We start from the raw sequence: 26055 nt of genomic DNA, 5'->3' as shown, positions 1-26055 counted from the left end.
TGTGAGATGATCAGCGTGACGATAACAGCACTTGAGAAGACACGCTCAGAGGCCATTATCATTCAGGCAAGGATGTCCACAAAACACCAGATTCCGCCTTACTTCATATTAGTGCGCATAATGTATATTATGTTAAATGCAATATGCCAATACCCCAGTCCTCAATTCCCTACGTGATAATGCGGCCTTCCCCATAGACATACGCCCCTTTTTTAAGGAGCGTATCAGTAACGTCAATAATCAATGAGAGACTTCGCAGCGGATTAATTCTCTGTCATCTGGCGACGATGTTGTTGCGCCTGCTGCTGATGGCTGAACGAAGACTGGCCGTTATTCGCCGTCTCGTGTGCAATCGCCGCTTTCTCGTGTTCATTCATCGCGGAAAAAGACGCCGCTGTTTCGTTAGTACCGCATGGACGGGTTTTGATCATCTCCTTATGCATTTCCGCCATGCTCTGGCTCGAATTTGATGAGTTGCTTTGCATCATGTCATGGGACATTGCTGCCTGTTCGTGGTTGTTTGTCTCTGCAGCCCAGCTGGATGCAGAAACCGCCAGCAGCCTATCTGCTAGTCGCGCTGAGCGGTAGCACTGCTCCGGGCGTCAGTCTGACCGCGGCGCTAGTGAGTATCGTCATGCTACTGCTTAGCGGCAGCTGTATCCTTTCCTCCGCCTTCTATAAGATGCTGCTGTTTACTCTGCATAATCGTGCCTGGCGCAAGCTTCTCAGCCAGACGCGTGCTAAAACAGCGCGCTAAGCGTTCATTCCGTAAAAAACCCGCCATCGCTGGCGGGTTTTTTTATGGCTTTTTATGCCTGCGCAACCAAATTAACTTATACGCCGCAGGAATAATAAACAGCGATAGCAGCGGAGCCGTGATCATCCCGCCAATCATCGGTGCCGCTATCCGGCTCATGACCTCTGACCCGGCACCGGTCCCCCACAGAATGGGCAGCAGACCGGCAATAATCACCGCAACGGTCATTGCCTTTGGCCGCACGCGCAGCACGGCGCCATGATAAAGAGCGTCATCAAGTCCCTGCTCGGTGAACGTTTCCCGATGGGATAACGCCGGCTGTGCTTCAACGGCATGACGCAAATACATCAGCATGACCACCCCAAATTCTGCCGCCACCCCGGCCAGAGCGATAAACCCGGTACCGGTTGCCACAGACATATGGAAGCCCTGCCAGTACAGGAACCATATCCCTCCCACCAGGGCGAACGGCAGGCTCATCAGAATCAACAGAGCTTCATCAACCCGGCGGAACGCCAGATACAGCAGAATGAAGATGATCATCACCGTCATCGGCACCATCAGCTTCAGTTTCTTGTTGGCGTGCTCGAGCAGCTCAAACTGTCCGGAGAATGAGACGCTGGTACCCGGTCTCAGCTTTACGTTCTGGCTGATAGCGGTCTTAATGTCGTTCACCACCGACACCATATCCCTGCCGCGGGCATCGATATAAATCCAGCTCGCAGGTCGGGCATTCTCCGTTTTCAGCATCGTGGGGCCGGAAACCACGTTGATATCCGCCACATCCCCCAGCGTGATCTGCTGTTTCATCGGCGTGAGGATCGGCATCTGCTTCAACGCGCTCGGGCTGTTCCGGTAGTCCTGAGGATAGCGAATATTAATCGGGTATCGGGCGACGCCTTCCACCGTTTCACCCACCGTCGCCCCGCCGATGGCCGAGGAGACAAAGAGCTGCACATCGCCCACGGTCATCCCGTAGCGGGAGGCTTTTTCCCGGTTGATATCGACATCAATGTAGCGCCCGCCCTCCAGTCGTTCAGCCAGGGCAGACACCACGCCCGGCACCGTTTTGGCTACCGCCTCGATGCTCTGCGCCGTGGCATCAATATCCGACAGAACGGTACCTGACACCTTGATACCAATCGGGCTTTTGATCCCGGTGGAAAGCATGTCTATCCGGTTACGAATAGGCGGAACCCAGAGGTTCGCCAGGCCGGGTAAACGAACGGTCTTGTCGAGCTCGTCAATAATCTTGTCAATCGTCATGCCGGGCCGCCACTCATTCTCAGGTTTGAGCTGAATGGTGGTTTCCACCATTTCGAGCGGCGCGGAATCCGTAGCCGTTTCGGCCTTACCCGTCTTGCCGAAAACTGAGGCCACCTCAGGCACGGTTTTGATCAGTTTGTCCGTGGTCTGCAGGAGCGCCGCTGCTTCTGCCGGAGAAACGCCCGGCAATGTTGACGGCATATACAGCAGATCGCCTTCATTAATCTTCGGAAGGAACTCGCCGCCCACCTGGCTGAGAGGCCAGATCACCGTGAAGATGGACAAGGCCGCAACCAGCAGGGTTGTTTTTGGCCAGTGGAGCACCTTAATCAGTAGCGGGTGGTAGGCTTTAATCAGCAGCCTGTTCAATGGGTTACTGGTCTCAGCGGGAATCTTACCCCGGATCCAGAATCCCATCAGGATGGGGATAACGATGATAGCCAGCGCGGCCGCGCCCGCCATGGAGTACGTTTTGGTGAAGGCCAGCGGACCAAACAGCCGCCCTTCCTGGCCCTCTAGGGTAAAGACAGGAATGAAGGATAAGGTGATGATCAGCAGGCTGATAAACAGCGCGGGGCCAACCTCGACAGAGGCGTTGGTGATCACCTTCCAGCGCGTGGCGTTATCAATCTGCTCTCCCGGATGCTGGTGATCCCACTCCTCCAGCCGCTTGTGCGCGTTTTCAATCATGACGATGGCGGCATCCACCATCGCACCGACCGCAATGGCAATGCCTCCCAGGGACATAATATTGGCGTTCAGTCCCTGGAAGTGCATGACGATAAAGGCCATACACAGGCCAAGCGGCAGAGAGATAATCGCCACCAGCGCAGAGCGAACGTGCCACAGGAACAGCGCGCAGACGATGGCCACCACGATAAACTCTTCAAGCAGCTTGGAACTCAGGTTGTCGATTGCCCGATCGATGAGCTGGCTGCGATCGTAGGTCGTCACAATCTCAACGCCTTCCGGCAGGCTGGCCTTCAGCGTCTCCAGCTTATCTTTCACCGCCGTAATGACCTCGCGCGCATTTTTGCCCGAACGCAGGATCACCACGCCACCCGCAACTTCCCCCTGCCCGTTCAGCTCGGCAATACCGCGCCGCATTTCCGGCCCCGTTTGTACGCGGGCAACATCACGAAGGTAAATCGGTACCCCGCTCTCTCCGGTTTTCAGGACGATGTTATTGAAATCGTCCATCGTCTGCAGATAGCCGCTGGCCCGGACCATATACTCCGCTTCCGCCATTTCAACTGACGATCCTCCTGCCTCCTGGTTAGACGACTCGAGGGCCTGCTTAACCTCCGGCAGACTAATGCCGTACTGAGCCAGTTTTAACGGATTGACCTGGATCTGATACTGCTTCACCACGCCGCCGACGGAGGCCACTTCGGCCACGTTCGGGATAGTTTTCAGCTCAAATTTCAGGAACCAGTCCTGTAACGAACGCAACTCTGCGAGATCGTGTTTTCCGCTGCGATCCACCAGCGCATACTCAAATATCCAGCCCACGCCGGTGGCATCAGGACCGATTTCTGAGCTCACGCCGGCAGGCAGTTTGCCCTGAACCTGGTTCAGATATTCCAGAACGCGCGAACGGGCCCAGTACAAATCGGTGCCATCTTCAAAAATGACGTACACGTACGAATCGCCAAACTGCGAAAAACCGCGCACGGTCTTTGCGCCGGGAACCGAGAGCATGGTGGTAGTCAGTGGATAGGTCACCTGGTTTTCAACAATCTGAGGGGCCTGGCCGGGATAGCTGGTTTTGATAATCACCTGAACGTCAGAGAGATCGGGCAAGGCATCGACCGGGGTGTTGATAATGGTCCATGTCCCCCAGACGCTGAGGAACAGCGCCCCCATCATGACCAGGAAACGGTTGGCGACTGACCGCCGGATAATCCATTCAATCATCATCGTCTCCTTAATGACCAGAATGCGCGTCGTCAGCAGTTTCAGCGTGGCGCATGCGCTCCAGCGCGCCGGTAATATTGGCCTCCGAGTCAATCAGGAACAGACCGCTGACCACCACCGACTCCCCCTCTTCCAGTCCGCTACCAATGCCGGACTGCTGCTGAGACTCATGCAGAACGTGGATCCTTTTCGGGACAAAATTCCCGTCCGCATCAACCGTAATCACGCGCTGTTCTTTGCCGGTATCGATAACGGCCTGGGAGGGGATCAGCAGCATTTCCTGGCTTTGGGTATTCAGCTTCAGGTACGCGTTCATGCCCGGTTTCAGCAGCTCATCCTTGTTAGCGACCTGCAGGCGCACCTGCAGCGTACGGGTGGTCGGATCCACGCTCGGCAGAAGGCTCCATTTTTCAACCGGGAAGGATTTATCCGGATAAGCCGGTATCGAAACGGTAAACTGCGAGGTATCTTTCAGCAGATAAGCAATGGATTCAGGCACTGCCGCGCCGATCCAGACCGGATCCATCCCCTGAATTTGCGCTACCACCTTATCTTTGGAAATATTCATGCCGGTACGCAGGTCAAAGGCCGTGATCACCCCGTCGATCGGCGCCTTGATGGTAAACCGGGTCTGGATAGTGCGGGTCGCACGCAGCCTCTGAATATCCTCATCCGGCATACCCGCCAGGCGAAGCCGTTCCAGAACCCCTTTTATTTGCGTTGGCGTTCCGCCGGTGCCGGATAACAGCAGAAACTCGCTCTGCGCCTCTACCCAGTCAGGAATGGTAATATCAATAAGCGGCGTGCCTTTCTTCACCTTATCGCCCGTCGTCAGCGGGTACACTTTCTCCACAAAGCCTTCCGCGCGCGCCTGCACAATGACAAACTGATAGTCGTTATAGCTGACGTTAGCCGGGATGGTCTGGGCATAATTCAGCGTTCCGCGCGTCACCTTTTGCGTTTTTAATCCCAGGTTCTGAACCTGTGTCGGGTCAATACGGATACCGGCACTACTTTTATTGTCGTTTTCATCCGCATATTTCGGTACCAGATCCATATCCATAAACGGCGATTTACCGGGCTTATCGAATTTAACGTCTGGCTTCATCGGGTCATACCAGAAAAGTACCTTTCTTTCTGGTGCGCTATTTTCCGTTTTTACAGATGAATGAAGAGCCTGCCAGGCCGTCACCGATATTAGCCCTCCCGCAATTAGGCTGCTGACTATCATGGCAGAATATTTTATTTTTAATGAGTCCATGCCGTTTCTCGCTATTTAATGCTCTTCAGTAAAGAGATATTGCCCTGCTGAACAAACGAAAAATCAACGTGACTGCCGACTTTTAAGGCATTGATACTCTCGTCAGCCTGAATAAAGGTGAAACGCATGGTCATCGCGGGCCAGCCAATCGCCGGGATAGCCTCATGAGAAATCGTGACTTTTTTATTTGTGAGATCAATGTCCTTCACGATGCCGGTCCCGGTGATGAGTTGCTCTGAGGTCCCTTCGTTGGTAGAACTCATTCCCTTGTGCTGATGAGCCTCAGCCTGGATACCGGCAGAAAACATAATGGAGATCGCACCGAATACAACAGCCTTAATTGAATTGCGCATATTTATTTTCCTGTTTAATTAAATAACGTTATTCGACCCAACCGCCGCCGAGCGCGGTGAAGAGATTAATTTCATTAACCTGCCGGGCATAAATAAGATCGAGAATATTTTGCTGCGTGGAGAAAAGAGAACGTTCCGCGTCAAGCACTTCGATATAGCTGACCGCGCCGCTGGAATATAACCCTCTGGCCCGCTGCAGGGTGATGCGTAGCGAATCAAGATACCGCTGCTGCGCAGCAAGCTGCTGGTTAATGCTGTCACGCAGCGCGAGCGCGTCGGCAACCTGTTTAAAGGCGGACTGAATTTTTTGTTCGTAATTAACAACCGACTGCTGCTGGCGAATTTCGGCCAGCTTCAGGTTGGCCTTATTTCTGCCCGCATTAAAAATGGGAATGTCGATTTTAGGAATAAAATTCCACATCCCGCTACCTGACGTGAACAGGCTGGACAACTCCGTGCTGCCGGTTGAAAGCCCGCTGGTGAGTGATATGGACGGGAAAAAGGCAGCACGTACCGCGCCGATATTCGCATCGGCCGCTTTAAGCTGATACTCCGCCTCCATAATATCCGGGCGCTGCAGCAGTATCGCTGAGGAAAGATGGGGTGGCAGTTTTACCGGCGCAACGTCGGTGGCATTCATGCCGCTATCGCCCGGCAGTGCGCGATACGTGCCGAGGACCAGCTGCAGGGCATTATTGGCCTGCGCCAGCTCTCCCTCTCTTTTGGCAATATCTGCCCGCGTGCTTTCGATCTGTCCCCGCGCCTGTTCCAGCGCCAGGACGTTCGTGCTGCCCGTCACCAGCTGCTGCTCAACGAACGCATAAGACTGCTGGTAATTTTTCAGCGTTTCCCGCGCGACACGCAGCTGTTTATACGCCAGCTGCTGGTTGAAATAGCTCTGCGACACGTTAGAGACGAGCAGGATATGCACCGCGCGACGGGCCTCTTCGCTGGCGAAATAGTTTTGTCGGTCAGCATCGCTCATGTTTTTCAGCTTGCCGAAAAAGTCGAGCTCGTAGCTCAGCGTAAGACCCGCGTCGTACTGCTGTGAAGTAGGTTTGTCACTTTTTAGCCCACCGCTGTACGTGATACCCGAGGAGGCATTCAGCTGAGGATAACGATCCGCATCCGTCACGTTGAACTGCGCCCGGGCTTCCTCAACCTTCAGGGCGGCCATTTTGATATCGCGATTGTTCTTCAGGGCTTCCGTAATCAGCCCGGCAACCTGAGGATCGACAAAAAAGCGTCGCCAGCCGGTGTCCTGATACCCCGCGGCCGCGGGCGTCAGGCCGTTACGGGAGAGCGAAAACTGCTGCGGTACAGGTGCTTCCGGCCGCTGGTACTCTGGGGCCAGCGAGACGCAGCCTGCCAGAATAAATACCGTGCTGATGCTTAGTCGTTTTAACAGGAACATAACGGTTCAAATGAAGTCCAGAGTAATTTAGGGCTACTCTACGAAACGCATCCTGTTTGACGGGTGACAGGATAATGACAATGTTGTCATTTTTAGCGTAAGTCATTGTTAACGGTCGCAGGCTCACTAGAATGTCATCAGCAGCCAGTCAGGGGAGCATGATGAAAATACTGATCGTCGAAGACGAAATTAAAACCGGTGAGTACCTGAGTAAGGGGCTGACTGAAGCGGGGTTTGTTGTGGACCACGCGGATAACGGCCTGAACGGCTACCATCTCGCCATGACCGCTGAATACGATCTGCTGATTCTGGATATCATGCTGCCCGATGTGAACGGCTGGGACATTGTCCGCATGCTCCGCTCTGGAGGCAAAGGGATGCCCATCCTGTTACTCACGGCTCTCGGCACGATTGAACACCGGGTTAAAGGGCTTGAGCTTGGCGCGGATGATTATCTGATTAAGCCTTTCGCCTTTGCAGAGTTGCTCGCCCGGGTAAGGACGCTGTTAAGACGCGGAAATACGGTGATCGCGGAAAGCCAGCTTCAGGTGGCAGACCTGACGGTTGACCTCGTGTCGAGAAAGGTAAGCCGGGCCGGAAGTCGCATCCTGTTAACCAGCAAAGAGTTCAGCCTGCTGGAGTTTTTCATGCGTCATCAGGGAGAGGTGCTTCCCCGCTCCCTGATTGCCTCCCAGGTGTGGGACATGAATTTTGACAGCGACACAAACGCAATAGATGTGGCGGTAAAGCGGCTTCGCGCGAAAATCGATAACGATTATGAACCGAAGCTGATCCAGACGGTGCGCGGCGTGGGCTATATGCTGGAGGTGCCGGATGCACGTTAAGCTTCCCAGGCGCCCTTTTTCGCTTGCCCTGCGGCTGACCTTTTTTATCAGTCTCTCCACGATACTGGCCTTTTTCGCCTTTACCTGGTTTATGCTCCATTCCGTTGAAAAGCATTTCGCCGAGCAGGATATCAACGATCTGCAGCAAATCAGCACCGCGATGCACCGCATACTGCAATCGCCGGTCGATCCTGACCAAAAGAAAATCAGCAAGATCAAAGAGTCGATCGCCAGCTACCGCAACGTAGCCGTCCTGCTCCTGGATCCGCAGGGAAATACGCTGTTTAGCTCGGCGCAAGGGGCGGCACTGCGCCCTGCAATGAATACGGCGGACTTTAGCGAACACTGCCGCACACAGGATGTGTTTCACTGGACGGTTGAAGGCCATGCCATGCCTGTGCACGCCGGGTCCGACATGAACATGGAAACGTACCGGATTATCGCCTCTACAGGCACGGCAACGCTGCAGGGCAAAACGCAGGGCTACGTCATGCTGATCGGGCTCTCCATTAATTTTCATCTGCACTACCTGGAGGCGCTGAAAAAGAATCTCCTGATGATTGCCGCGGCGATCAGCCTGCTGATTATTCTTGTCATCCGCATCGCGGTTCGTCAGGGACATTTGCCCCTGCGTAACGTCAGCAACGCCATTAAAAATATCACCTCAGAAAACCTGGATGCGCGGCTGGAGCCGTCCCGCGTGCCCGTTGAGCTGGAACAGCTGGTCATCTCCTTCAACCATATGATCGAAAAGATTGAAGACGTCTTTACCCGTCAGGCGAATTTCTCCGCCGATATCGCGCATGAAATCAGAACCCCCATCACCAACCTGGTGACGCAAACGGAAATCGCGCTGAGCCAGAACCGCTCGCAGAAAGAGCTGGAAGATGTTCTGTACTCCAGTCTGGAAGAGTACAACCGGATGACCCGGATGGTCAGCGACATGCTTTTCCTGGCGCAGGCGGATAATAACCAGCTGATCCCTGACCGTGTGATGTTTGATTTAAGTGCGGAGGTTATGAAAGTCTTCGAATTCTTCGAAGCCTGGGCAGAAGAACGCAACATCACGCTGAAATTTAACGGGATGCCCTGCCTGATAGAAGGCGATCCTCAGATGTTCAGAAGAGCAATGAATAATCTGCTCTCCAATGCCCTGCGCTATACGCCACCAGGAAAAGCGGTGACGGTTTCCATCAGAAATCAGGATAACGATGTTGAACTGATGATAGAAAACCCCGGTAAGCCGATCCCTCAGGAACATCTGCCAAAGCTGTTTGACCGTTTCTATCGCGTCGACCCGTCCAGACAGCGCAAAGGCGAAGGCAGCGGGATCGGGCTTGCCATCGTGAAGTCCATCGTCACCGCGCACCACGGGAAAGTCCGCGTGGAATCGGATGCGGTATCGACGCGCTTCATCCTCTCCGTGCCGGGAAAAGCGGCCTGAGCGTCAGCGCACGGGTCGACACACTTCCAGTACCTTTTCCCTGAGCCATCGATGCCCCGGGTCCCGCTCCATGCGCGGATGCCACATCTGCGACACCGTAATGGTCCGGGTTTTAAACGGCAGCTCAAAGACGTGTACGCGCTCGTTCATCGGCTGATTGAGCAGGTACAGCGCCGGCACCATGGCAATCAGATCGGACGCCAGCGCCACGGATAACGCCGTCGGAAATCCGGGCACCACGCTGGCAACCTTGCGCTTCATCCCCCGTTCCGCCAGCGCGTCATCGACAAACCCGTGTAACGATCCGTCCGGTGAGGCCACCACGTGGCCCCATGCGACATAATCGGTAAGGCTGACGTCAGGCTGTAATGACAGCGGATGCCCCTTGCGCACCGCGCCAACAAACCGATCCTGAAAGAGCCTTTGCAGCCGTATTTCAGGCCCCATATTGCTCTGCACGCCGATCTCCAGGTCGACCAGCCCCTCGCGCAAATAGCGCGACGTTTTTTCAGGTTTCGGAGAGAAGCGGATGCACACCTCGGGCGCAACGCTCGCCACCGCCGCAATAAGCAGCGGCCCAAACGCCACCACAAAACCGTCGTTAGCTCTGATGGTGAACAGCCGCTCGAGATTTTCCACCTTCAGCGCCTCGGTGGAGGGCTGTAGCACCGCCCTCGCCTCATGCACGGCGCTTCTGGCTCGGTCCCGCGTGGCTTCGGCCCAGGGCGTCAGCACCATATGACGCCCGGCCCTCACCAGAATAGGATCGCCGGTCACCTCCCGCAGCCTGCTCAGGGTGCGGCTCATGGCGGAGGTGCTGAGGTTCAAACGTCGCGCCGCGCCCGCCACGCTGGCTTCTGCGAGCAGAACGTCGAGTGCAACCAGAAGGTTAAAGTCAGGATCGGACACGATGGCTCCTCAGATAAGGCGTTATATGCAACGATTAAGTGCAGCTGATGCGTCTTCCGCCCTGTATACCGCATGATTATAGTTTCGTCATCACTATTCTTATCCGGAGTAACGACGATGACGCTATTTTCAAACCAGCCCGGCGATGAAGGTTTGCCCGGGCATGAACGCGCCAGGGTGATGGCCGCCGTCATGACCACCACGCTGATGGGCGTCTTTGACGGCACCATGATCAACATCGCGCTGCCCTCCATGGCAACGGCGATGCAGGTCCCCGCGAACGTGGCGGTCTGGTTCGCCAACGGTTACCTGCTGGCAGCGGCAATGACGTTAGCCCTCTTCGCGGCGCTGGCGGCGCGCGTGGGCTATCGCCCGGTGTTTCTTGCCGGGCTTGCCACCTTTACGCTCACCTCGATCGGCTGCGCGCTGGCGACCACGCCAGAAATGCTGATCGGCATGCGTATTTTGCAAGGCATCGGCGGTGCGGCCACGCTGAGTATCGCCCCGGCGATCCTGCGATCCGTTTTTCCGGGTCGACTGCTTGGCCGCATTCTGGGGCTGCACGCCCTGCTTATCGCCTCCAGCACGGCAGTTGCCCCCGTGCTGGGCGGAACCATACTGGACGCGCTGAGCTGGCAGTGGCTGTTCGCCATTAACATTATTCCGGGCAGCGTCGCCCTGCTGCTGGCGTGGCGGGCTTTGCCGCGGGAGTCGGCCGTTGACCGCTCATCCTTTGACGCGCCTGGCGCCGTGCTTTCCGCCGCGCTGTTAGGCTCAGCGATTATGCTGGCCGACAGCCTTCAGCGCGTGGAGCAACACATTAGCCAGGAGGCCCTCGGCTGGGGGATTCTTACGCTGACCAGCGCCCTCGCCTTTATCTGGCGGATTCGGCGTGCGCGAAGTCCCATCCTGCCGCCCGTCATGTTCAAAAACGGACGCTTCACCCTTGCTGCGCTGACCTCGCTGGCCTCGTTTGTCAGCCAGGGCATCACCTTTGTTGCGCTGCCGTTCCTGTTTCAGAGCGTGTATGGCTACAGCCCGGTGGTCTCCGCGCTGCTGTTCACCCCGTGGCCGATCGGCATCGTGCTGATCGCGCCGCATGCGGGACGCTGGGCAGATACGATTTCCGCGCCGCTGATCTCTACAGTCGGGCTGATGATTTTTGTTGGTGGACTGGTCCTGCTGGCGACGTTGCCGGACAATCCTTCCGCATGGAATATCTGCCTGCGCAGTCTGGTGTGCGGGATTGGGTTTGGCTGCTTCCAGAGCCCCAATAACCGGGAAATGCTCTCTAACGTGGCGCGTGAATATGCCAGCTATGCCTCCGGGGTGTTGTCTATCGTCAGGACATTTGGGCAGTGTCTCGGCGCCGCCGCGGTGGGGGTGCTGCTGGCCGCGACGACGGGATGGGACCATCAGCATGCCATCCAGGTTGCACTGTGGATAGCCGTCATCGCCTCGACGGGGTCGGTATTGTTTAGCGTGAGCAGGCTGCGCCCGGCGGCGCTTCGCTTGCACGGGCCTACGGATTTGTAGGCCGGGTAAGCGCAGCGTCACCCGGCAAAAGGACGACTCGTTTGTTTACTCCAGCGCCAGCAGCGCAAAGCTCGCCAGCCAGTGCCCGCCGCTGTAGTGGCTGCCGACCACATGCTCAACGCTTGCCGTCAGGTGTTTCACCACCGCCTCGCGCAGCGGCTGCTGCGCCTGATGGTTAGCGGGAAGCGCTTTGGCAATATGCTTCATACACCACGCGCGGCTGAGGTTTAATCCGTCGAGATGGGCGATTTTCGGGTCGGTACGATCGCTCACTTCCGCCGGGTTCATCAGCGCCGCAACGGAGCCGACATCCGGCAGAAACGCGTCAAACCAGGCCGGGAAACCCTCCGACACCTTGCTCATCAGCAGCGCTTCCGTCAGCGCGCCGGAAATGTACTCATCCCCGCCGGGTTCGTAGTGGGCCGGATAGCGCGTGTCGGCGAGATAAAACCGCTCCGCCGCCGTCACAATCGCCTGCTCAAGCGCGCTATCTTCTACGGCGCGGGCGTAGTCCAGCCCCAGCGCGAGGGCAAACGCCGTGTTGTAGTGCGTCCCGACGCGGATCGGATAGGTGAGCTTGCCGAGATAATCCACCAGCCGGTTACGAATATCCTGGGTTAACGGCTCCAGCGTCCGGTACCAGCCTGCGGCCTGCGGCAGCGACGACTGTTTTAGCTCCTGGGCCAGCGCCAGCAGCCAGCCGTAGCCATACGGGCGCTCAAACGAGGCGCGGAACGGGGCAGTGAAATAGGCCAGCTCCTTCGCCACGTTCACTTCCGTCAGGTGCTCGTCGACAAGCGCGACGGTCGCGTCCCGGCTCGGCAGTTCCGGATAGAGTCGCACGCAGCGCAGCAGCAGCCAGTAGCCGTGCACCGCCGAATGCCAGTCAAAACAGCCGTAGAAAATCGGGTGAAGTTCGCGAGGCGGCAGCACGTCGCCATCATCATTCAGCAGGTGCATGATGTGGTTCGGGTATTCCTGGCGCAAATAGGTCAAAGGCATGCGGGCAAACGCGTCAGCCTGATGTTGCGTTAATTCCATAACAGCTCCTTAGCGAAACACGAGGAAATACATGAGGAACACGTTCACCACCAGCAGGGTTAACGCGGTTGGGATCTGGATCTTGATCACCTGATACTTATCTTTCAGCTCCAGCAGCGCGGCGGGAACGATATTGAAGTTTGCGGCCATCGGCGTCATCAGCGTGCCGCAGTAGCCCGCGTACATGCCAATCGCCAGCAGCGGCGCCGGGTTGCCGTGATGCACGTTGATCAAAAACGGCAAGGCGATCCCCGCGCTCAGCACCGGGAAGGCCGCAAACGCATTCCCCATGATCATGGTAAACAGCGCCATCCCCACGCAGTAAATCACCACCAGCATAAAGCGGTTATCCGGGTTAACGAACAGGCTCACCACCTTCTGCACCGAATCACCGGTATTGGCCGCCACGAATACGCCGCCGAGCATGGCCAGCATCTGCGGCAGGATCACCGCCCAGCCGATAGTATCGACAAGACGACGAGACTGACGAATGGCATGCAGCGGCGTGCCCTTGGTCAGCCACCAGCCGGTGAGGATCGCCGCGACGCAGGCCACGCACAGCGCCGCGAGGGTGAGCTGTTTCTGATCCAGCAGGAACACGCCGCCAACCGAAACCCCTTTCAGGAACAGGGTGCCGATAACCGTCACCACCGGGATCATCAGCGCGGGCAGGAACAGCCAGTTTTTAAGGCGGTTTGACGAGGCGAGACGTTCGTCTTCGGTGGACATTTTATAGTGCCCTTTCCCGACAAGACCAAAGCCCGCCAGCAGCGCGATAGCGATAACGCCGCCGCCGATTATCCGGTACGCCAGCGATTTACCCAGCTCCTGCACCATCAGGTCACCGAACAGGAAGATCCCACCGAATAAAAACCAGAACAGCGCCGTGGTAAAACGCTTCGGATTGGCGCGATCGCGCAGGGTCATCACAACCAGCAGCATCACGACGAAGCCGATCAGGTAATACACGCGGTTAATGGTGATAAGCGTCATCATTGCGCGGCCCCCTGCGTACCCTGCTCTGCACGCCAGGCCATAACGTCGCGACGGATGCTGGCATCCAGACGCAGCAGGCGCGTCATATGAATAACTAATGCCGCAATGGCGGTTGGGATAGCCCACAGGCCGATATGCAGCGGTTCAATGCCCGGAATACCGTTCTCCTTCAGGAACGCATCGATCAGCAGCACCGCGCCAAAGGCAATAAAGATATCTTCCCCAAAGAAGACCGCGATGTTGTCGCACGCGGCGGCATGGGCTTTGATTTTGTCGCGGATGTGCTGCGGCAGTTCCCCATATTCGTTCAACGCCGCCCCTTCGGCCATCGGCGCCAGCAGCGGGCGCACCGTCTGGGCATGACCGCCCAGCGACATCAGCCCCAGCGCGGCGGTGCCTTCACGGGCGACAAAGTAGAGCATCAGAATACGCGCCGAGGTGGCGCTGGCGATCTTCGCCACCCAGGCCTGGGCACGCTCCTTAAGCCCGTAATATTCCAGCAGACCAATCACGGGCAGGATCAGAATGAAGGTCGCCAGCGATCGGCTATTCACGAACTTTTCGCCAAAGGTCTCCAGCAGCATCCCGAAATCCATCCCGACCAGCAGACCCGTCGCCAGCCCCGCCACCACGACCACCAGCAGCGGGTTGAAGCGCAGTGCAAAACCAATAACCACGATCGGTATCCCGATCAGCGGCAACAGCGTAGTACCGTCCATAACGTTTACCCTATCCAAAGTGAGCGTTGCGCGCCGACGGCTATTTTTTTAATTTGCGGCGAGCGATGTTGTGTTTTTCGTCAGGTTTCGGAAAACCTGCGCTAAAAAGCTATATCTGAACCTCAAAAACATGTAAACAAATTATCAATAAAATGTTCTTATTTTATCGATGAGTTTACATTTCTGGCTAAGGAACGTTATGACCTCGAAAAAGAGTGCTTCACCCGATCGTGACGATATCAACGATGGCCGGATCGTCTCTTCCCGCCATCTGGTATCCGAGCGCTGCGCGGAACTGTCAGAGCTGGAGTACGCGCTGATCATGACCAGCAACGCGTTCAATAAATGGATGGTGCGCTGCATGGCCGCAGCCGGTGAACCGGATATGGGCGCATTTGACGTCTCGCTGCTGCATCATGTGAACCACCGCGACCGCAAGAAAAAGCTGGCCGATATCTGTTTCGTACTCAATGTGGAAGATACCCACGTGGTGACCTACGCCCTTAAAAAGCTGGTCAAAGCGGGCTATGTGACGAGCGAGAAAGCGGGCAAAGAACTCTTTTTCTCCACCACCGAGGAAGGGAAAGCACTGTGCATGAAGTACCGGGACGTGCGGGAGGCGTGTCTGATCGCAATCCACGCGGAGAGCGGCATTGCCGGGAAGTCGATTGGCGAAACTGCGCAGCTGTTACGCACGATCTCCTCCCTGTATGACACCGCCGCCCGCGCGGCGGCATCACTCTAACGCTAAGGACGTCTGAAGAGGGTAATACTGCGTCCGGCCAGTTCGTACTCTACGGTGTCGGTGATCGCTGTCCCGGCGGCAGCGTCATCTGCCGTAGACAGTTCCAGCACCCATCCCCCTTCGCCAAACTGCGGGATCTGGAACGGCACGGTGCCTTCAAACGGGTTGAACAGCATCAGCACGTCGTGCCAGATGCCGTCCTCCTGCCTGAGATCCGGCCTGCTGATGGAGACGCCGAGCGTCGAGCCTTCATCCCACTGCTCGGCCTGCTGCGGACCGCCCCCGGCATTAAACCAGCGGATCTCCAGCCCGTCGCGCCAGCTTTCACGACGCAATAACGGCTGCGATGCGCGTAGGGCAATGAGCCGTCGGGTGAACTCGCGCAGCGCGGCGTCGTTTTCGGAAAGCCCCTTCCAGTCGATCCAGGAGATCTCGCTGTCCTGACAGTAGCCGTTATTGTTGCCCTTCTGCGTGCGGCCAAACTCGTCCCCGGCAAGCAGCATCGGCGTGCCGTGGGAAAACAGCAGCGTGGTCAGGAAATTACGCTTCTGCCGTTCGCGGGTAGCAATAATATCCGGGTTCTCCGTCGGCCCTTCTTCGCCATAGTTGTACGAGCGATTATCGTTATGCCCGTCGTTATTGTCCTCACCGTTGTCGGCGTTATGCTTTTCGTTGTACGACACCAGGTCATTCAGCGTAAAGCCGTCGTGAGCGGTGATGAAGTTGACGCTGGCCCACGGACGACGCCCGCGCAGGTCGTACAGATCGCCGGAGCCGAGCAGACGCGCGGCAAAATCGGTAGAGACGTTATCGCCCTTCCAGTACTCGCGGACGGTATCGCGGTATTTGTCGTTCCACTCCCCCCAACCCGGCGGGAAACCGCCGACCTGATACCCGCCGGGGCCAATATCCCAGGGTTCGCCAATCAGCTTCAGTCTCGATAACACCGGATCCTGCGATATGGCGTCGAAGAAACCGCCTCGCGGGTCAAACCCTTCCGGCTCGCGCCCCAGTATCGTCCCCAGGTCGAAACGAAAACCGTCAATATGCATCGACTCCGCCCAGTAGCGCAGGGAGTCCATCACCATCTGCAGCACGCGCGGGTGCGAGGTGTTAACCGTGTTTCCCGTCCCGGTGTCGTTGATGTAGTACCGGTGCTGGTCCGGCAGGGTGCGGTAATAGCTGTAGTTATCAATCCCCTTGAACGAGAGCGTGGGGCCAAGCTCGTTACCTTCTGCCGTGTGGTTATAGACCACGTCCAGAATCACCTCGATGCCCGCATCGTGATATGCGCGCACCATGTCGCGAAAGCCCTGGATCCCCGCCGGGCCGTAATAGCGCGACGCCGGAGCAAAAAAGCCGAGCGTGTTATAGCCCCAGAAGTTCTTCAGGCCACGATCGAGCAGATGCTGATCGTCCGGGAACCAGTGAACCGGCAGCAGCTCCACCGAGGTGATGCCAAGACTCTTGATGTAGTCGACCGAGGCTTTGTGTCCCATCCCCTCAAACGTTCCGCGCAGCTCGGGCGGGATGGCCGGGTTCATCTGGGTAAAGCCCTTCACGTGGCTCTCATAGACAACGGTATGCGGCCAGGGCACGTTTGGCCGGCTGTTGTCCTGCCAGTCAAAGGCGTCCGGGTCGATGACCTTGCATTTTGGCGTAAACGGCGCGCTGTCGCGCGTATCAAAACTGAGGTCCAGTTCGTCATGCCCCAGCTCATAGCCGAAATGGGCGTCGTTCCAGTCGATATCGCCCACCAGTTCGCGGGCGTAGGGGTCGATAAGCAGCTTGTGCGGGTTGAAACGGTGACCGTTTTCCGGATCGTAGGGCCCATAGACGCGATAGCCGTACAGCGCGCCGGGCTTCAGATCGGGCACATAGCCGTGCCAGACCTCATGGGTATATTCCGGCAGCTCCAGCCGGGCGATTTCGTTTTTCCCGGACGGGTCAAAAAGACAGAGCTCTACCCGCTCGGCGTGAGCGGAGAACAGCGCGAAGTTAACCCCTTTCCCGTCATAATTAGCACCCAACTGCTGGCCATGACCGGCCCGAATTTCAAACGTAGTATCCTTTGCCATTTTCGTTCTCCACGATTATTCGCAGGTAAGCAGAACCAGTACACATCCCTTTTCTGACGTTAAATCCAGCTTCTCTTGCAGAAGGCGGCTTTCACCGCTGAACAGATCCCGATAGCGCTTCCCGGCCAGTTCGTCGGGTATCGCTACCGTGGTATTAACCCACAGCGTTTCGTTGCCGTTGACACCAAAAACCAGACGCGGCACGGCAACAATCAGCGCCTCGTCGTCCTTAACGCGCGCATAGGCAATCAGGTTCTCCTCGCGCTCGCCGGAAACCTTAAGCGGCAGCCAGTCGCCATAGCGGAAAAGCGCGGCGTAATGCGGACGCAGCCGTAACAGCGTGGCGGTGACGAACTGTTTAACGCGCCCGTCTCGCCAGCAGGCCGGGTTGTCAAACACCGTGGCATCCGCCGCGCAGAGGTTGTGCACCAGGGTCGGGAAATCCGGCTCCCGTCGGTTATCCGGGTCGACGAGGCTAAAGTTGAGCGCCTCGCTGCCCTGATAGATATCCGGCACGCCGGGAGCCGTCAGCTTGATCACCGTCTGGCTGAGGCTGTTCATCAGCCCGGCCTGGATAAAGGGCTGCATCGCCTCGCTAAAATCATGCAGGAACAGAGTGTTGTCCGGGGAAAGCAGGTGCCGCGCGTAGCTCAACACCACGCTCTCATAGCTCTCGTTGCTGTCGATCCAGTCGGTGCGCTGTTTTGCCTCGCGCAGCGCTTTCTCAAGGAAGCCGATAAAACGCGCTTCCAGTGATGCAAGCCCTTCAGCGTCGTCCGGAGACAGCGTGGCGGGCCAGACGCCCGCCAGCGCCTGATAGATCATCCAGGTATCGGCGGCGTTCGGCGCGGTACCGTCATTGAGAAAACGCACCTGGGTCTGGTTCTTCTGTCGCCAGCGGGCCAGGTTATCGCCCCACTGTTCCGGCGCCTCCGTCAGGGTGTAGAGGCGCGCCCGGGCATCTTCCCCGCGCTTGGTATCGTGCGTAGAGGTGCCCAGCAGCGCGTCGGGCTGACGGGCGAGGCGAATGCGCATCTCCTGGTGGAAGCGGGATAAGGAAAACGCGCGCGGCGTCGGGTCGGCGCCCACTTCATTGAGCGCCAGCTCCAGGTTGTGGCGGAAGAACAGCGTGTCTTCCACCGACTTCGCCATCAGCGGCCCGGTAAGCTGCTGGAAGCGGGTTCTGAAAAGCGCGGCGGACTCGCGGCAATCTTCCGGCAGGTCGCCTGTAAGAATACGCACAATCAGGCTCAGCGCCGCTTCAGACGTCTCCACGCTGGCGACCACGCGATTGAGCAGCGCCACGTCCGGCGGGGTTAATCCCTCCCGGGTGCCGTAGGTGCGGTAGACCGGAAAGGCGATAAGCAGCTCGCGCAGCGCGTGGCGGATCTCCTCGCGCGGCAGCGCAACCTCATTGCGGCGGGCCAGATCGTCAGCAAGGTTAAGAAGCGTGGTGAATTCACCCTCAAAATTGCGGTCGGTCATCAGGCCTTTGGCATCACGCAGCTCAGCGTGGCGATCGACCGTTATTCCCAGCGCCTCGTCGTGGATGGTCTCCAGGCGCGGCAGGTTAGCGTCGTCGACCAGCACTTCCGCCAGCGAGGCGATAAACTCGTAGCCGGTGGTGCCGGATATCGGCCAGTCGGCGGGAAGCTGTTCTCCCCGGGCGAGAATTTTTTCAACCGTGATGTAGCAGTCGGATCCGGCCTCCTGCCGCAGGCGCTGCAGATAGCCCAGCGGATCGGCCAGGCCGTCGACATGGTCAATGCGCAGGCCGTCCACCACGCCCGCGTGAACCAGCTCAAGGATCAGCCGGTGCGAATCGTCGAAGACCGCGTCATCTTCAACCCGAACGCCGACCAGCCCGGTGATCTCAAAGAAGCGCCGCCACGAGAGCTGCTTCGGAGCCTCCCGCCAGGACATCAGCCGCCAGCTTTGCGCTTCATGCAGTTCAGCGATGCTCTTATCCTCGCTGTACGTACCCGGGTTGAGCGGATACTCGGCGTCATAGTAAACCAGCGCGACTTTTTTAGTGACAGGGTCACGTTTTAAGGTGATGGCCCCCTTCTCCAGCTCCGCTTCAAAGGTGTCGCCGAGGAACGGTAGCGTTAGCGGCCGTGACCAGTCGATATCGAAATAGCGGGCGTAGCGACTTTGCCTGCCGTGCTCGATCACGTCGCGCCACCAGGCGTTTTCCAGCGAGGTCGACATATGGTTAGGAACAATGTCCAGAATCAGTCCCGTACCGGCCTGCTTAAGCGCCGCGGCCATGCGGTCGAAACCCTCTCGTCCGCCGATCGCGGGGTCAATTTCATTCGGGTTCGTGACGTCATAGCCGTGGGTGGAGCCCGCTGTGGCGGTAAACACGGGCGACGCGTAGAGGTGGCTGATGCCGAGATCTTTCAGATACGGCACCAGCGCCGCAACGCGGTCAAACGTCATGCCATTGCGGAACTGAATACGGTACGTGGCGGAAGGGATCATAACGATGCTTCTCCATCAGCAAAGCGAACGACAATACCGTTCGGCGGTAAAACGTTTGTGACTTCCGGCCAGGCAAAGCGCGTCTCACCCGCGAGATCGGGCAGCGCGACGGGCTTATTGCTGATATTCAGCGCCAGAGAGAGCGTTCCTAACGGGAAGCACCAGCTCACCGCCACCATGCCGGGCGCGGTCTTGATCACCTTGCCCTGAACGGTGCCGCCATGACGCAGAAGCGGAACGATATGGCGATGACGCAGCGTCAGCAGGTGGCGCGTGAAGCGCAGCCACGTTTTGCCTTCGTCGGTGGCAATCTTATTCCAGTCGAGCTTTGAGCGAACAAAGGTGTTCACGTCATTCGGATCCGGGACGGCCTCATCGTGCCCGGCGTGACCGGTAAACTCTTTTGCGCGCCCTTCCCGCACCGCCTTTGCCAGATCGCCGTGAAAATCGGTAAAGAACAGGAACGGATGCGTTTCCCCAAACTCCTCGCCCATAAACAGCAGCGGGATATGGGGGGAAAGCAGCAGCGCGGCAAGCAGCACCCGCGTCTTATCGGCACCGGCCAGGGTGATAAGCCGCTCGCCCTGGGCGCGATTCCCGGTCTGATCGTGGTTCTGAATAAAATCGACGAAAAACTGCGGCGGCTGCGTCTGACACTCCACCCCGCGGGATTCACCGGTTTGCAGCGAAATCTCGCCCTGGTAGACAAAGCCTTCCGCCAGCGCCCGGGCAAACTTATTCTCCGGCTCAAAGGCAAAATCCTGGTAGTAGGCGTGCGTTTCGCCGGTGGCAAAGACGTGGGCGGCATTGTGGAAGTCATCATTCCACTCGGCGGTGAACAGCGGCGTGTTGCCCTGCTCATCGCGCGGATGCAGAAAAATCACGTTGCGGCTGTCTTCCGTGGTCAGGTGCACGTGACGGTGCGGAATTGCCTCGCGGATCTTCTCTGCTATCTCTTCCAGAATGTGCGTCTCTGAGGCGTCTTTAATCTGGTCGATGGCATCAAAACGTAGACCGTCCAGACGATACTCCGTCAGCCAGTAGAGCGGCGCATCGGTGATATACCGCCTCACCGGCTCCCGCTCATAGGCGATGCCGTTACCCCAGGGCGTCATCCGATCCGCATCGAAAAACGCGGGCGACAGCAGGGGCAGATAGTTCCCCTCGGGCCCGAAGTGGTTAAGCACGATATCCAGCACCACGGAAAGCCCCAGCCCGTGCGCGGCGTCGATAAACGCGTGGAAATCCTCCGGCGTGCCGTAGGCGGCGTGCGGGGCATACAGCAGCACGCCGTCATACCCCCAGCCGCGGGACCCGCCAAACTGGGAAACGGGCATCACTTCAAGCTGGGTAATACCGAGCTCTGCCAGATACGGCAGCTTGTCGATGGCCGCCCGGAAGGTGCCCTCCGGGGTAAAGGTGCCGACGTGCAGTTCGTAAATGATCGTCTCTTCCCACGGCCGCCCCGCCCAGTCCCGGTTGACCGGCTGATAGCGTTGGGGATCGATAACGACGGAGGGGCCGTTAACGTCGCCCTTCTGCGCGCGCGAGGCGGGATCGGGCACCGTCATGCCGTCCTGAAGAACAAATTGATATTCTGCACCGTGCGTGACGCCGGGTACATCTGCCTGGAACCAGCCGTCGCCGGTTGCCGTCATCGGCACGTCGGCGGTAGCCAGACGTAGCGTAAGTTCTTTCTGTCCTTCTGCCCAGACGCGAAAACGTACTACGTCATCGGAAATAAACTCAGCACCCCACTGCTTTTGAAATGTCCTGAATTCCATTCATTGTCCTCGAATGACCCACATTTTACGCGGAACGAAGTACAAGCTTAGTTCAGGATTGAAAGTGTGTTAGCCCAGCGGATTTAACCGCTTCGTCTATTCTTTATGAAATAACTCACTACCGGGAAAATTATGCAGATTCGAAAAGGATTAAATACTGACCTCGTACGTCTTGAATGCTGTGACTTTTCTTTCACCATTAGCCACATTGCGCGAGAGCCCTTTATCCACTGTGATTTGCATATCGAAGCCGTCACCGAGCCCTGGATTAAAACCTACGAGCTCGACATCCAAACCCTTGAAAACCACTGCGTTAATCCGGACGCCATATTTCTTATCGCCGAAACGGATGACGGTGAAATAGCCGGATTTATTACCGCTTCAATTGGCTGGAATAAATTTATCTCAGTGGATTATATCGCCGTTGAGCGTACAAAACGCAGAACCGGCGCCGCACAAAAATTGATGGCCGCCGCCCACGTCTGGGCCCGCAGCGTAAACGCGCCGGGATTACGGCTTGAAACACAAAATGTGAACGTCTCTGCCTGTCTGTTCTACCGTAACTACGGGTTCACCCTGGGCGGATACGATCGTTTTCTCTACAACGCCTTACCGGAAAAAGACGAAGTCGCCCTGTTCTGGTATTACATGCTGGTCTAGCAACGCAGCCTTCATATTTCTGTCATTGAATTTCATTACGCTTTCGGGATTTTAACCAGGGTGTTGAGGAAAAAAGTGTGAATTCAATGGCTAAGGCATTACTGCTGGCATTACCTGTTTTGAGTGCAACGGCAGCGGCGACGGCCGCCGGGCGCGACCTGTGTGAACCCAAAGCGTACGAAATGGCGCTGCGCTATCAGCAGAAATCGGCAGAGATTATGGCTCTTCAGCTGCAGACGTATCGGTTTGCCACCGAGCGTTTCAACGAAAAGTTAAAAGATCTGAAAACGCCTGAAAATTACGCCGTGGTAATGGATCTGGATGAAACGGTACTGGATAACACCCCTCTGCTGGTGCGCGACACCGAGCAGTGTCACGACTTTACAAAATGGGACACCTGGAGCGACTGGGAGAAACAGGGTAAACCAGGCTTAATTCCGGGTGCGAAGGCGTTTCTTGACCATGTGAATCAAAGCAACGTCCGTATCTATTACGTCTCGGACCGCATGCAGGAAAATAAAGCCGATACGCTCAGGACGTTAAAAGCCCTGGGACTTCCGCAGGTGTCCGATGAAAGCGTGCTTCTGGACACGGTCAGCAAGGAAGAGCGTCGCCAGAGCATCCTCAAAAAGCAGCAAATCGTGATGCTGTTTGGCGACAGCCTGCCGGATTTCGCCGTGCAGTTTAAAAACAAAAAGCCGAGCGAGCAGCAGCGCGAGCTGGTTGAGGCCAGCGCGGATCACTTCGGTAACAACTGGATTGTGCTGCCTAATGCCGCTTATGGCTCCTGGTCGAAAGCCACGCCGGACGGCTGGAACGCGCCGCTGAAAAAATAACGTTTTACGGGCCGGGAAAGGCATCACCGCCACCCGGCCTCTTCGCTATGCTATCCACCGCGTTTATAGGTCCTATCATTTCTGGGCAGGTTCTTATAATTTTACGAAGAAGTAAGATGAGCGCTTTCAAAGGAGACTCGTATGCTTACCGTGAAAAAACTTGCCCTGTCCACGCTGATTTCCAGTTCATTGCTTTTCTACCCTGCGCTTCAGGCGTCGGCAGAGACCCCTCAGCACGTCGTTAAACAACCGGCGGGCGGATACAGCGTTCAGGTCGGCGACGTTCTGGTTACCGCGTTTACGGATGGAACCGTCGCGCAGGATCTGCACAAGCTGCTGCGCCGGACAACGCCGCAAAAAATTGATGCGCTGCTCGCGAAAAATTTCCAGACCAACCCGCCTGAGGTGTCCATCAACGCGTTCCTGATTGCGATGCCCGGACATAAAATTCTGGTAGATACGGGCTCAGGCCAGCTCTTTGGCCCCGGCAACGGCGGACGTCTGATTGAGAGCCTCGCCACGCAGGGGATTAAACCCGAGGACATTACTGAAGTCCTGCTGACCCACGCCCACTCCGATCATGCGGGCGGTCTGGTGAAAGACGGCAAAGCGGTGTTCAGCAACGCGCGCGTTTTTGTTGGCAAACCGGACGTCGACTTTTTCTTTAACGATGAGAATCAGAAAAAAACCGGCTACGGCAAGAACTACTTTGACGTCGCGCAGAAGACCTTAAAACCCTATCTTGACGCCGGTAAAGTGGTGCCGTTTAGCGGCACATCTGAAATTCTCCCGGGGCTGACCGGCACGGTTCATCCCGGCCATACGCCGGGCTCGGCCTTCTACACGCTGACAAGCAAAGGCGAGAAGATCACCTTTGTCGGCGACATCATTCATGCCGCGGCTGTTCAGTTCCCGCAGCCCGACGTGACCATTACCTACGATGAAGATCAGAGCAAAGCGGCAAGCGTGCGCGAACATGCGTTTGCGGACTTTGTGAAAAATAAAGACCTGGTCGCCGCGCCCCATCTTCCGTTCCCGGGTATCGGCTATGTCACCAAAGGCGAAAACGGCGGCTATGCCTGGGTTCCTGTCACCTATACCAACCGGGACGCCAGCAGCGCGAAATAAGATGACGCCCCTCTCTGGCATGGACATAGACCTGATCCTGACCCTGGACGCCCTGCTTCAGGACAGGAATATCACCCATGCGGCCGCGCGGCTTGGCATCAGCCAGCCCGCGCTCTCCGCCCGTCTCGCGCGTCTGCGAACGCTGTTTGGCGAACCGCTGTTTATCCCCTCCCCACATGGACGAGGGGTGTTGCCCACGCCGAGAGCGGAAGCGCTCAAGCCTCAGGTGGAGAGCGTGCTGCGCGGCATCAGCGCGATGTTTGCCCCCATCGCGTTTGATGCCGCCACCAGCCGCCGGACCTTTGCGATCGCCCTGCATGAAAATCCGGCGCTGATGCTGGGCACAGGGCTGCTTAACCAGGTGAGCACCGATGCTCCCGGTATCCGCCTGCGCTTCGCCCTGCCGGAGATGGCCGAGCTGCCGCAGCAGCTGGAAAACGGTGATGTCGATATCTACATCGGCGTGAGCGCGGGTGCCCATGACGGCTGGGTCAGACGTAAACTGCTCGACGACGCGTTTGCCACCGCCCAGCGTAAAGGCCATCCGCGCGGGACCGGTGCGTTAGATCTGCAAAGCTACTGCGCGCTTTCTCATCTGGTGGTGTCATCGGCGGGGGATCCGTTTACCGGCTTTGTCGATCAAACCCTGGCCGGGCTGGGCTATCAGCGGCATGTCGCAATGTCTACGCAGAGCTACGCCATGGCGCCTGCGCTTGTCGCCGGTACTGACCTGGTATGCACCCTGCCGGAACGGATGCTGCGACAGTTTGCCAGCACGCTGGATATTTTTCCGCCGCCGCTGCCGCTGCAGCCCATAACCATCTACATGTACTGGCACCCGAAAAACAGCCAGGATCCGGCGAACGCCTGGCTGCGCGAGCAGCTGCTGCAGGCGGCCGGACGTCAGGTGTGATCGAGCGTAACCAGAAACTTTTTAAGCACTTCTGAGCGAATAATCCGGTGGCAAACCAGCGTCAGCTCGCTTTCACGGAGCCGGTCAAGGATGTCCACGTAAACCACATTCTCGACGCTCACCGCCTTTGCCGACGCGGGCAGCAGCGCCAGCCCAAACCCAGCCGAAACAAGGCTTATCACGGTGGGCACGTCGGTCGCGTTTTGCACCACGTCCGGCTGAAAGCCCGCCCCGCTGCAGGCGTCATAAAAGTACTGTTCCAGCCCCATTCCCTCCGGGTCGCGCAGGGAGATCCATTTTTCGTCTTTCACCGACGAAAGCGTCAGCGCGGACGATCCCGCTAGCGGATGCTGACGATACAGCGCCAGCACCGTTTTCTCGGCGGTAAACGGGCGGCTTTGCAGATCGTCAGGCAGCGACGGCAGCGGCGCCCGGATGATGGCCACATCGAGCTGGTTGCTTTGCACGGCCGCGTAGAGCGTCTGCACGTTTCCCGTCACCAGCGACATGGTAATCGCCGGCCAGCGCGTATGCATCTGGCGCAGCGCGGCGGGCAGCCTGCCGTCGAACATCGCGCTCGACACGCACCCCAGGTTTAACACCCCCTGCTCGCCCCTTGCCGTTTGCCTGGCGTCCAGAACCGCCTGTTCGGTCAGGGATATGGCGAGCCTGGCTTTCACCAGAAACGCTTCGCCCGCGGGCGTCAGGGTTAAGCGGCGGTTCGCCCGGCTAAAGAGCGTGACGCCTAAACGTTCTTCCAGCGCCTTTATCTGCTGGCTCAGGGCCGGTTGCGCCATGTTCAGACGCTCGGCGGCCCGGTGCATGTGGAGCTCTTCGGCAACGACGATGAAATGGCGCATCTGACGAAACTGCACGGAACGCCTCCTTTTTGATATGAATTTACTTATCAATTTAGCAGTAATGATGCAATTGATGCTATTGGTCATTGCCATAAAAATGGAGGTATTC

The 26055-nt window shown here is 57.4% G+C and carries 21 protein-coding genes and 1 pseudogene; 9 read left to right on the top strand and 13 right to left on the bottom strand.

Translation table 11 applies throughout. The features are described 5' to 3' along the window. Positions 1-263 precede the first annotated feature (263 nt). A pseudogene (locus NQ230_RS11445) lies at positions 264-515 on the bottom strand (PcoE/SilE family metal-binding protein); the annotation flags it as partial. Between the two features lie 26 nt (positions 516-541). Between NQ230_RS11445 and NQ230_RS11440 the strand changes: the two are divergent. Beyond that, on the top strand, positions 542-757 hold the full coding sequence (locus NQ230_RS11440) for a hypothetical protein (protein ID WP_257257767.1): 216 nt from the start codon (positions 542-544) through the stop codon (positions 755-757). A gap of 42 nt (positions 758-799) precedes the next feature. Here the strand turns inward: NQ230_RS11440 and silA are convergent, their stop codons facing one another. From silA to NQ230_RS11420, 4 genes are read right to left on the bottom strand one after another with little or no spacing between them, the layout of a single operon-like run. After that, positions 800-3940: a Cu(+)/Ag(+) efflux RND transporter permease subunit SilA gene (gene silA / locus NQ230_RS11435; protein ID WP_257261336.1), complete on the bottom strand. Its 3141-nt coding sequence runs from the start codon at positions 3938-3940 to the stop codon at positions 800-802. Positions 3941-3950: 10 nt separating this feature from the next. Beyond that, positions 3951-5201 (bottom strand): efflux RND transporter periplasmic adaptor subunit, encoded by a 1251-nt coding sequence (locus tag NQ230_RS11430; protein ID WP_257257766.1) that lies wholly within the window; start codon positions 5199-5201, stop codon positions 3951-3953. Positions 5202-5212: 11 nt separating this feature from the next. Beyond that, complete coding sequence (cusF, locus tag NQ230_RS11425) at positions 5213-5554, bottom strand: cation efflux system protein CusF (RefSeq protein ID WP_257257765.1); 342 nt, start codon at positions 5552-5554, stop codon at positions 5213-5215. A 28-nt stretch (positions 5555-5582) separates the two neighbouring features. Beyond that, positions 5583-6968: an efflux transporter outer membrane subunit gene (locus tag NQ230_RS11420; protein WP_257257764.1), complete on the bottom strand. Its 1386-nt coding sequence runs from the start codon at positions 6966-6968 to the stop codon at positions 5583-5585. A 161-nt stretch (positions 6969-7129) separates the two neighbouring features. Between NQ230_RS11420 and NQ230_RS11415 the strand changes: the two genes are divergently transcribed. Together NQ230_RS11415 and NQ230_RS11410 are read left to right on the top strand one after the other, a co-directional pair. Continuing rightward, positions 7130-7813: a copper/silver response regulator transcription factor gene (locus NQ230_RS11415; RefSeq protein WP_121423768.1), complete on the top strand. Its 684-nt coding sequence runs from the start codon at positions 7130-7132 to the stop codon at positions 7811-7813. Beyond that, positions 7803-9257, top strand: coding sequence for a Cu(+)/Ag(+) sensor histidine kinase (locus tag NQ230_RS11410; RefSeq protein ID WP_257257763.1), 1455 nt, complete (start codon positions 7803-7805; stop codon positions 9255-9257). Before NQ230_RS11415 ends, NQ230_RS11410 begins: the two co-directional genes overlap by 11 nt. Positions 9258-9260: 3 nt before the next feature. On the opposite strand, the gene NQ230_RS11405 is transcribed toward NQ230_RS11410, so the two are convergent. Next, complete coding sequence (locus tag NQ230_RS11405) at positions 9261-10166, bottom strand: LysR family transcriptional regulator (RefSeq protein ID WP_257257762.1); 906 nt, start codon at positions 10164-10166, stop codon at positions 9261-9263. A gap of 117 nt (positions 10167-10283) precedes the next feature. Here NQ230_RS11405 and NQ230_RS11400 point away from each other — a divergent pair, with 117 nt between their 5' ends. Beyond that, positions 10284-11702: an MFS transporter gene (locus tag NQ230_RS11400; RefSeq protein ID WP_257257761.1), complete on the top strand. Its 1419-nt coding sequence runs from the start codon at positions 10284-10286 to the stop codon at positions 11700-11702. A gap of 45 nt (positions 11703-11747) precedes the next feature. Here NQ230_RS11400 and NQ230_RS11395 read toward each other — a convergent pair whose 3' ends face one another. The 3 genes from NQ230_RS11395 to NQ230_RS11385 are packed head-to-tail and all read right to left on the bottom strand — an operon-like array spanning position 11748 to position 14458. Beyond that, complete coding sequence (locus NQ230_RS11395; RefSeq protein ID WP_257257760.1) at positions 11748-12743, bottom strand: DUF2891 domain-containing protein; 996 nt, start codon at positions 12741-12743, stop codon at positions 11748-11750. Positions 12744-12752: 9 nt separating this feature from the next. Next, positions 12753-13739, bottom strand: coding sequence for a DUF979 domain-containing protein (locus NQ230_RS11390; RefSeq protein WP_033145579.1), 987 nt, complete (start codon positions 13737-13739; stop codon positions 12753-12755). Then, positions 13736-14458, bottom strand: a complete 723-nt coding sequence (locus NQ230_RS11385) for a DUF969 domain-containing protein (protein ID WP_121423773.1) — start codon at positions 14456-14458, stop codon at positions 13736-13738. Before NQ230_RS11385 ends, NQ230_RS11390 begins: the two co-directional genes overlap by 4 nt. 199 nt (positions 14459-14657) lie before the next feature. Here NQ230_RS11385 and NQ230_RS11380 point away from each other — a divergent pair, with 199 nt between their 5' ends. After that, positions 14658-15203: a winged helix DNA-binding protein gene (locus NQ230_RS11380; RefSeq protein ID WP_023335754.1), complete on the top strand. Its 546-nt coding sequence runs from the start codon at positions 14658-14660 to the stop codon at positions 15201-15203. A gap of 2 nt (positions 15204-15205) precedes the next feature. Here NQ230_RS11380 and glgX read toward each other — a convergent pair whose 3' ends face one another. From glgX to treZ, 3 genes are read right to left on the bottom strand one after another with little or no spacing between them, the layout of a single operon-like run. After that, on the bottom strand, positions 15206-17281 hold the full coding sequence (gene glgX / locus NQ230_RS11375; protein ID WP_257261283.1) for a glycogen debranching protein GlgX: 2076 nt from the start codon (positions 17279-17281) through the stop codon (positions 15206-15208). 15 nt (positions 17282-17296) lie between these two features. Then, positions 17297-19765, bottom strand: coding sequence for a malto-oligosyltrehalose synthase (gene treY / locus NQ230_RS11370; RefSeq protein ID WP_257261281.1), 2469 nt, complete (start codon positions 19763-19765; stop codon positions 17297-17299). Then, positions 19762-21549, bottom strand: coding sequence for a malto-oligosyltrehalose trehalohydrolase (gene treZ / locus NQ230_RS11365; RefSeq protein WP_257261278.1), 1788 nt, complete (start codon positions 21547-21549; stop codon positions 19762-19764). The genes treY and treZ overlap by 4 nt, the downstream gene beginning before the upstream one ends. A gap of 132 nt (positions 21550-21681) precedes the next feature. On the opposite strand from treZ, the gene NQ230_RS11360 reads away from it, so the two are divergent. The 4 genes from NQ230_RS11360 (at position 21682) to NQ230_RS11345 (ending at position 25086) form a co-directional block, all read left to right on the top strand. Next, positions 21682-22209: a GNAT family N-acetyltransferase gene (locus NQ230_RS11360; protein WP_063142750.1), complete on the top strand. Its 528-nt coding sequence runs from the start codon at positions 21682-21684 to the stop codon at positions 22207-22209. An 86-nt stretch (positions 22210-22295) separates the two neighbouring features. Continuing rightward, positions 22296-23045 (top strand): 5'-nucleotidase, lipoprotein e(P4) family, encoded by a 750-nt coding sequence (locus NQ230_RS11355; RefSeq protein WP_371745454.1) that lies wholly within the window; start codon positions 22296-22298, stop codon positions 23043-23045. A gap of 141 nt (positions 23046-23186) precedes the next feature. Next, positions 23187-24173: an MBL fold metallo-hydrolase gene (locus NQ230_RS11350; protein WP_257261274.1), complete on the top strand. Its 987-nt coding sequence runs from the start codon at positions 23187-23189 to the stop codon at positions 24171-24173. A 1-nt stretch (position 24174) separates the two neighbouring features. Continuing rightward, the gene (locus tag NQ230_RS11345) at positions 24175-25086 is read left to right on the top strand and encodes a LysR family transcriptional regulator (protein WP_257261272.1); all 912 of its coding nucleotides are present in this window, start codon (positions 24175-24177) and stop codon (positions 25084-25086) included. Here NQ230_RS11345 and NQ230_RS11340 read toward each other — a convergent pair. Continuing rightward, entirely contained in the window at positions 25077-25961 is an 885-nt protein-coding gene (locus NQ230_RS11340; RefSeq protein ID WP_159514212.1) for a LysR substrate-binding domain-containing protein, read from the bottom strand. The genes NQ230_RS11345 and NQ230_RS11340 overlap by 10 nt on opposite strands. Positions 25962-26055 lie beyond the last annotated feature (94 nt).

The organism is Enterobacter asburiae, from assembly GCF_024599655.1.
Lineage (GTDB): Bacteria > Pseudomonadota > Gammaproteobacteria > Enterobacterales > Enterobacteriaceae > Enterobacter > Enterobacter asburiae_D.
Note: the sequence above shows the minus strand (reverse complement) of the source record. Positions and strands in the feature narration are given on the sequence as shown.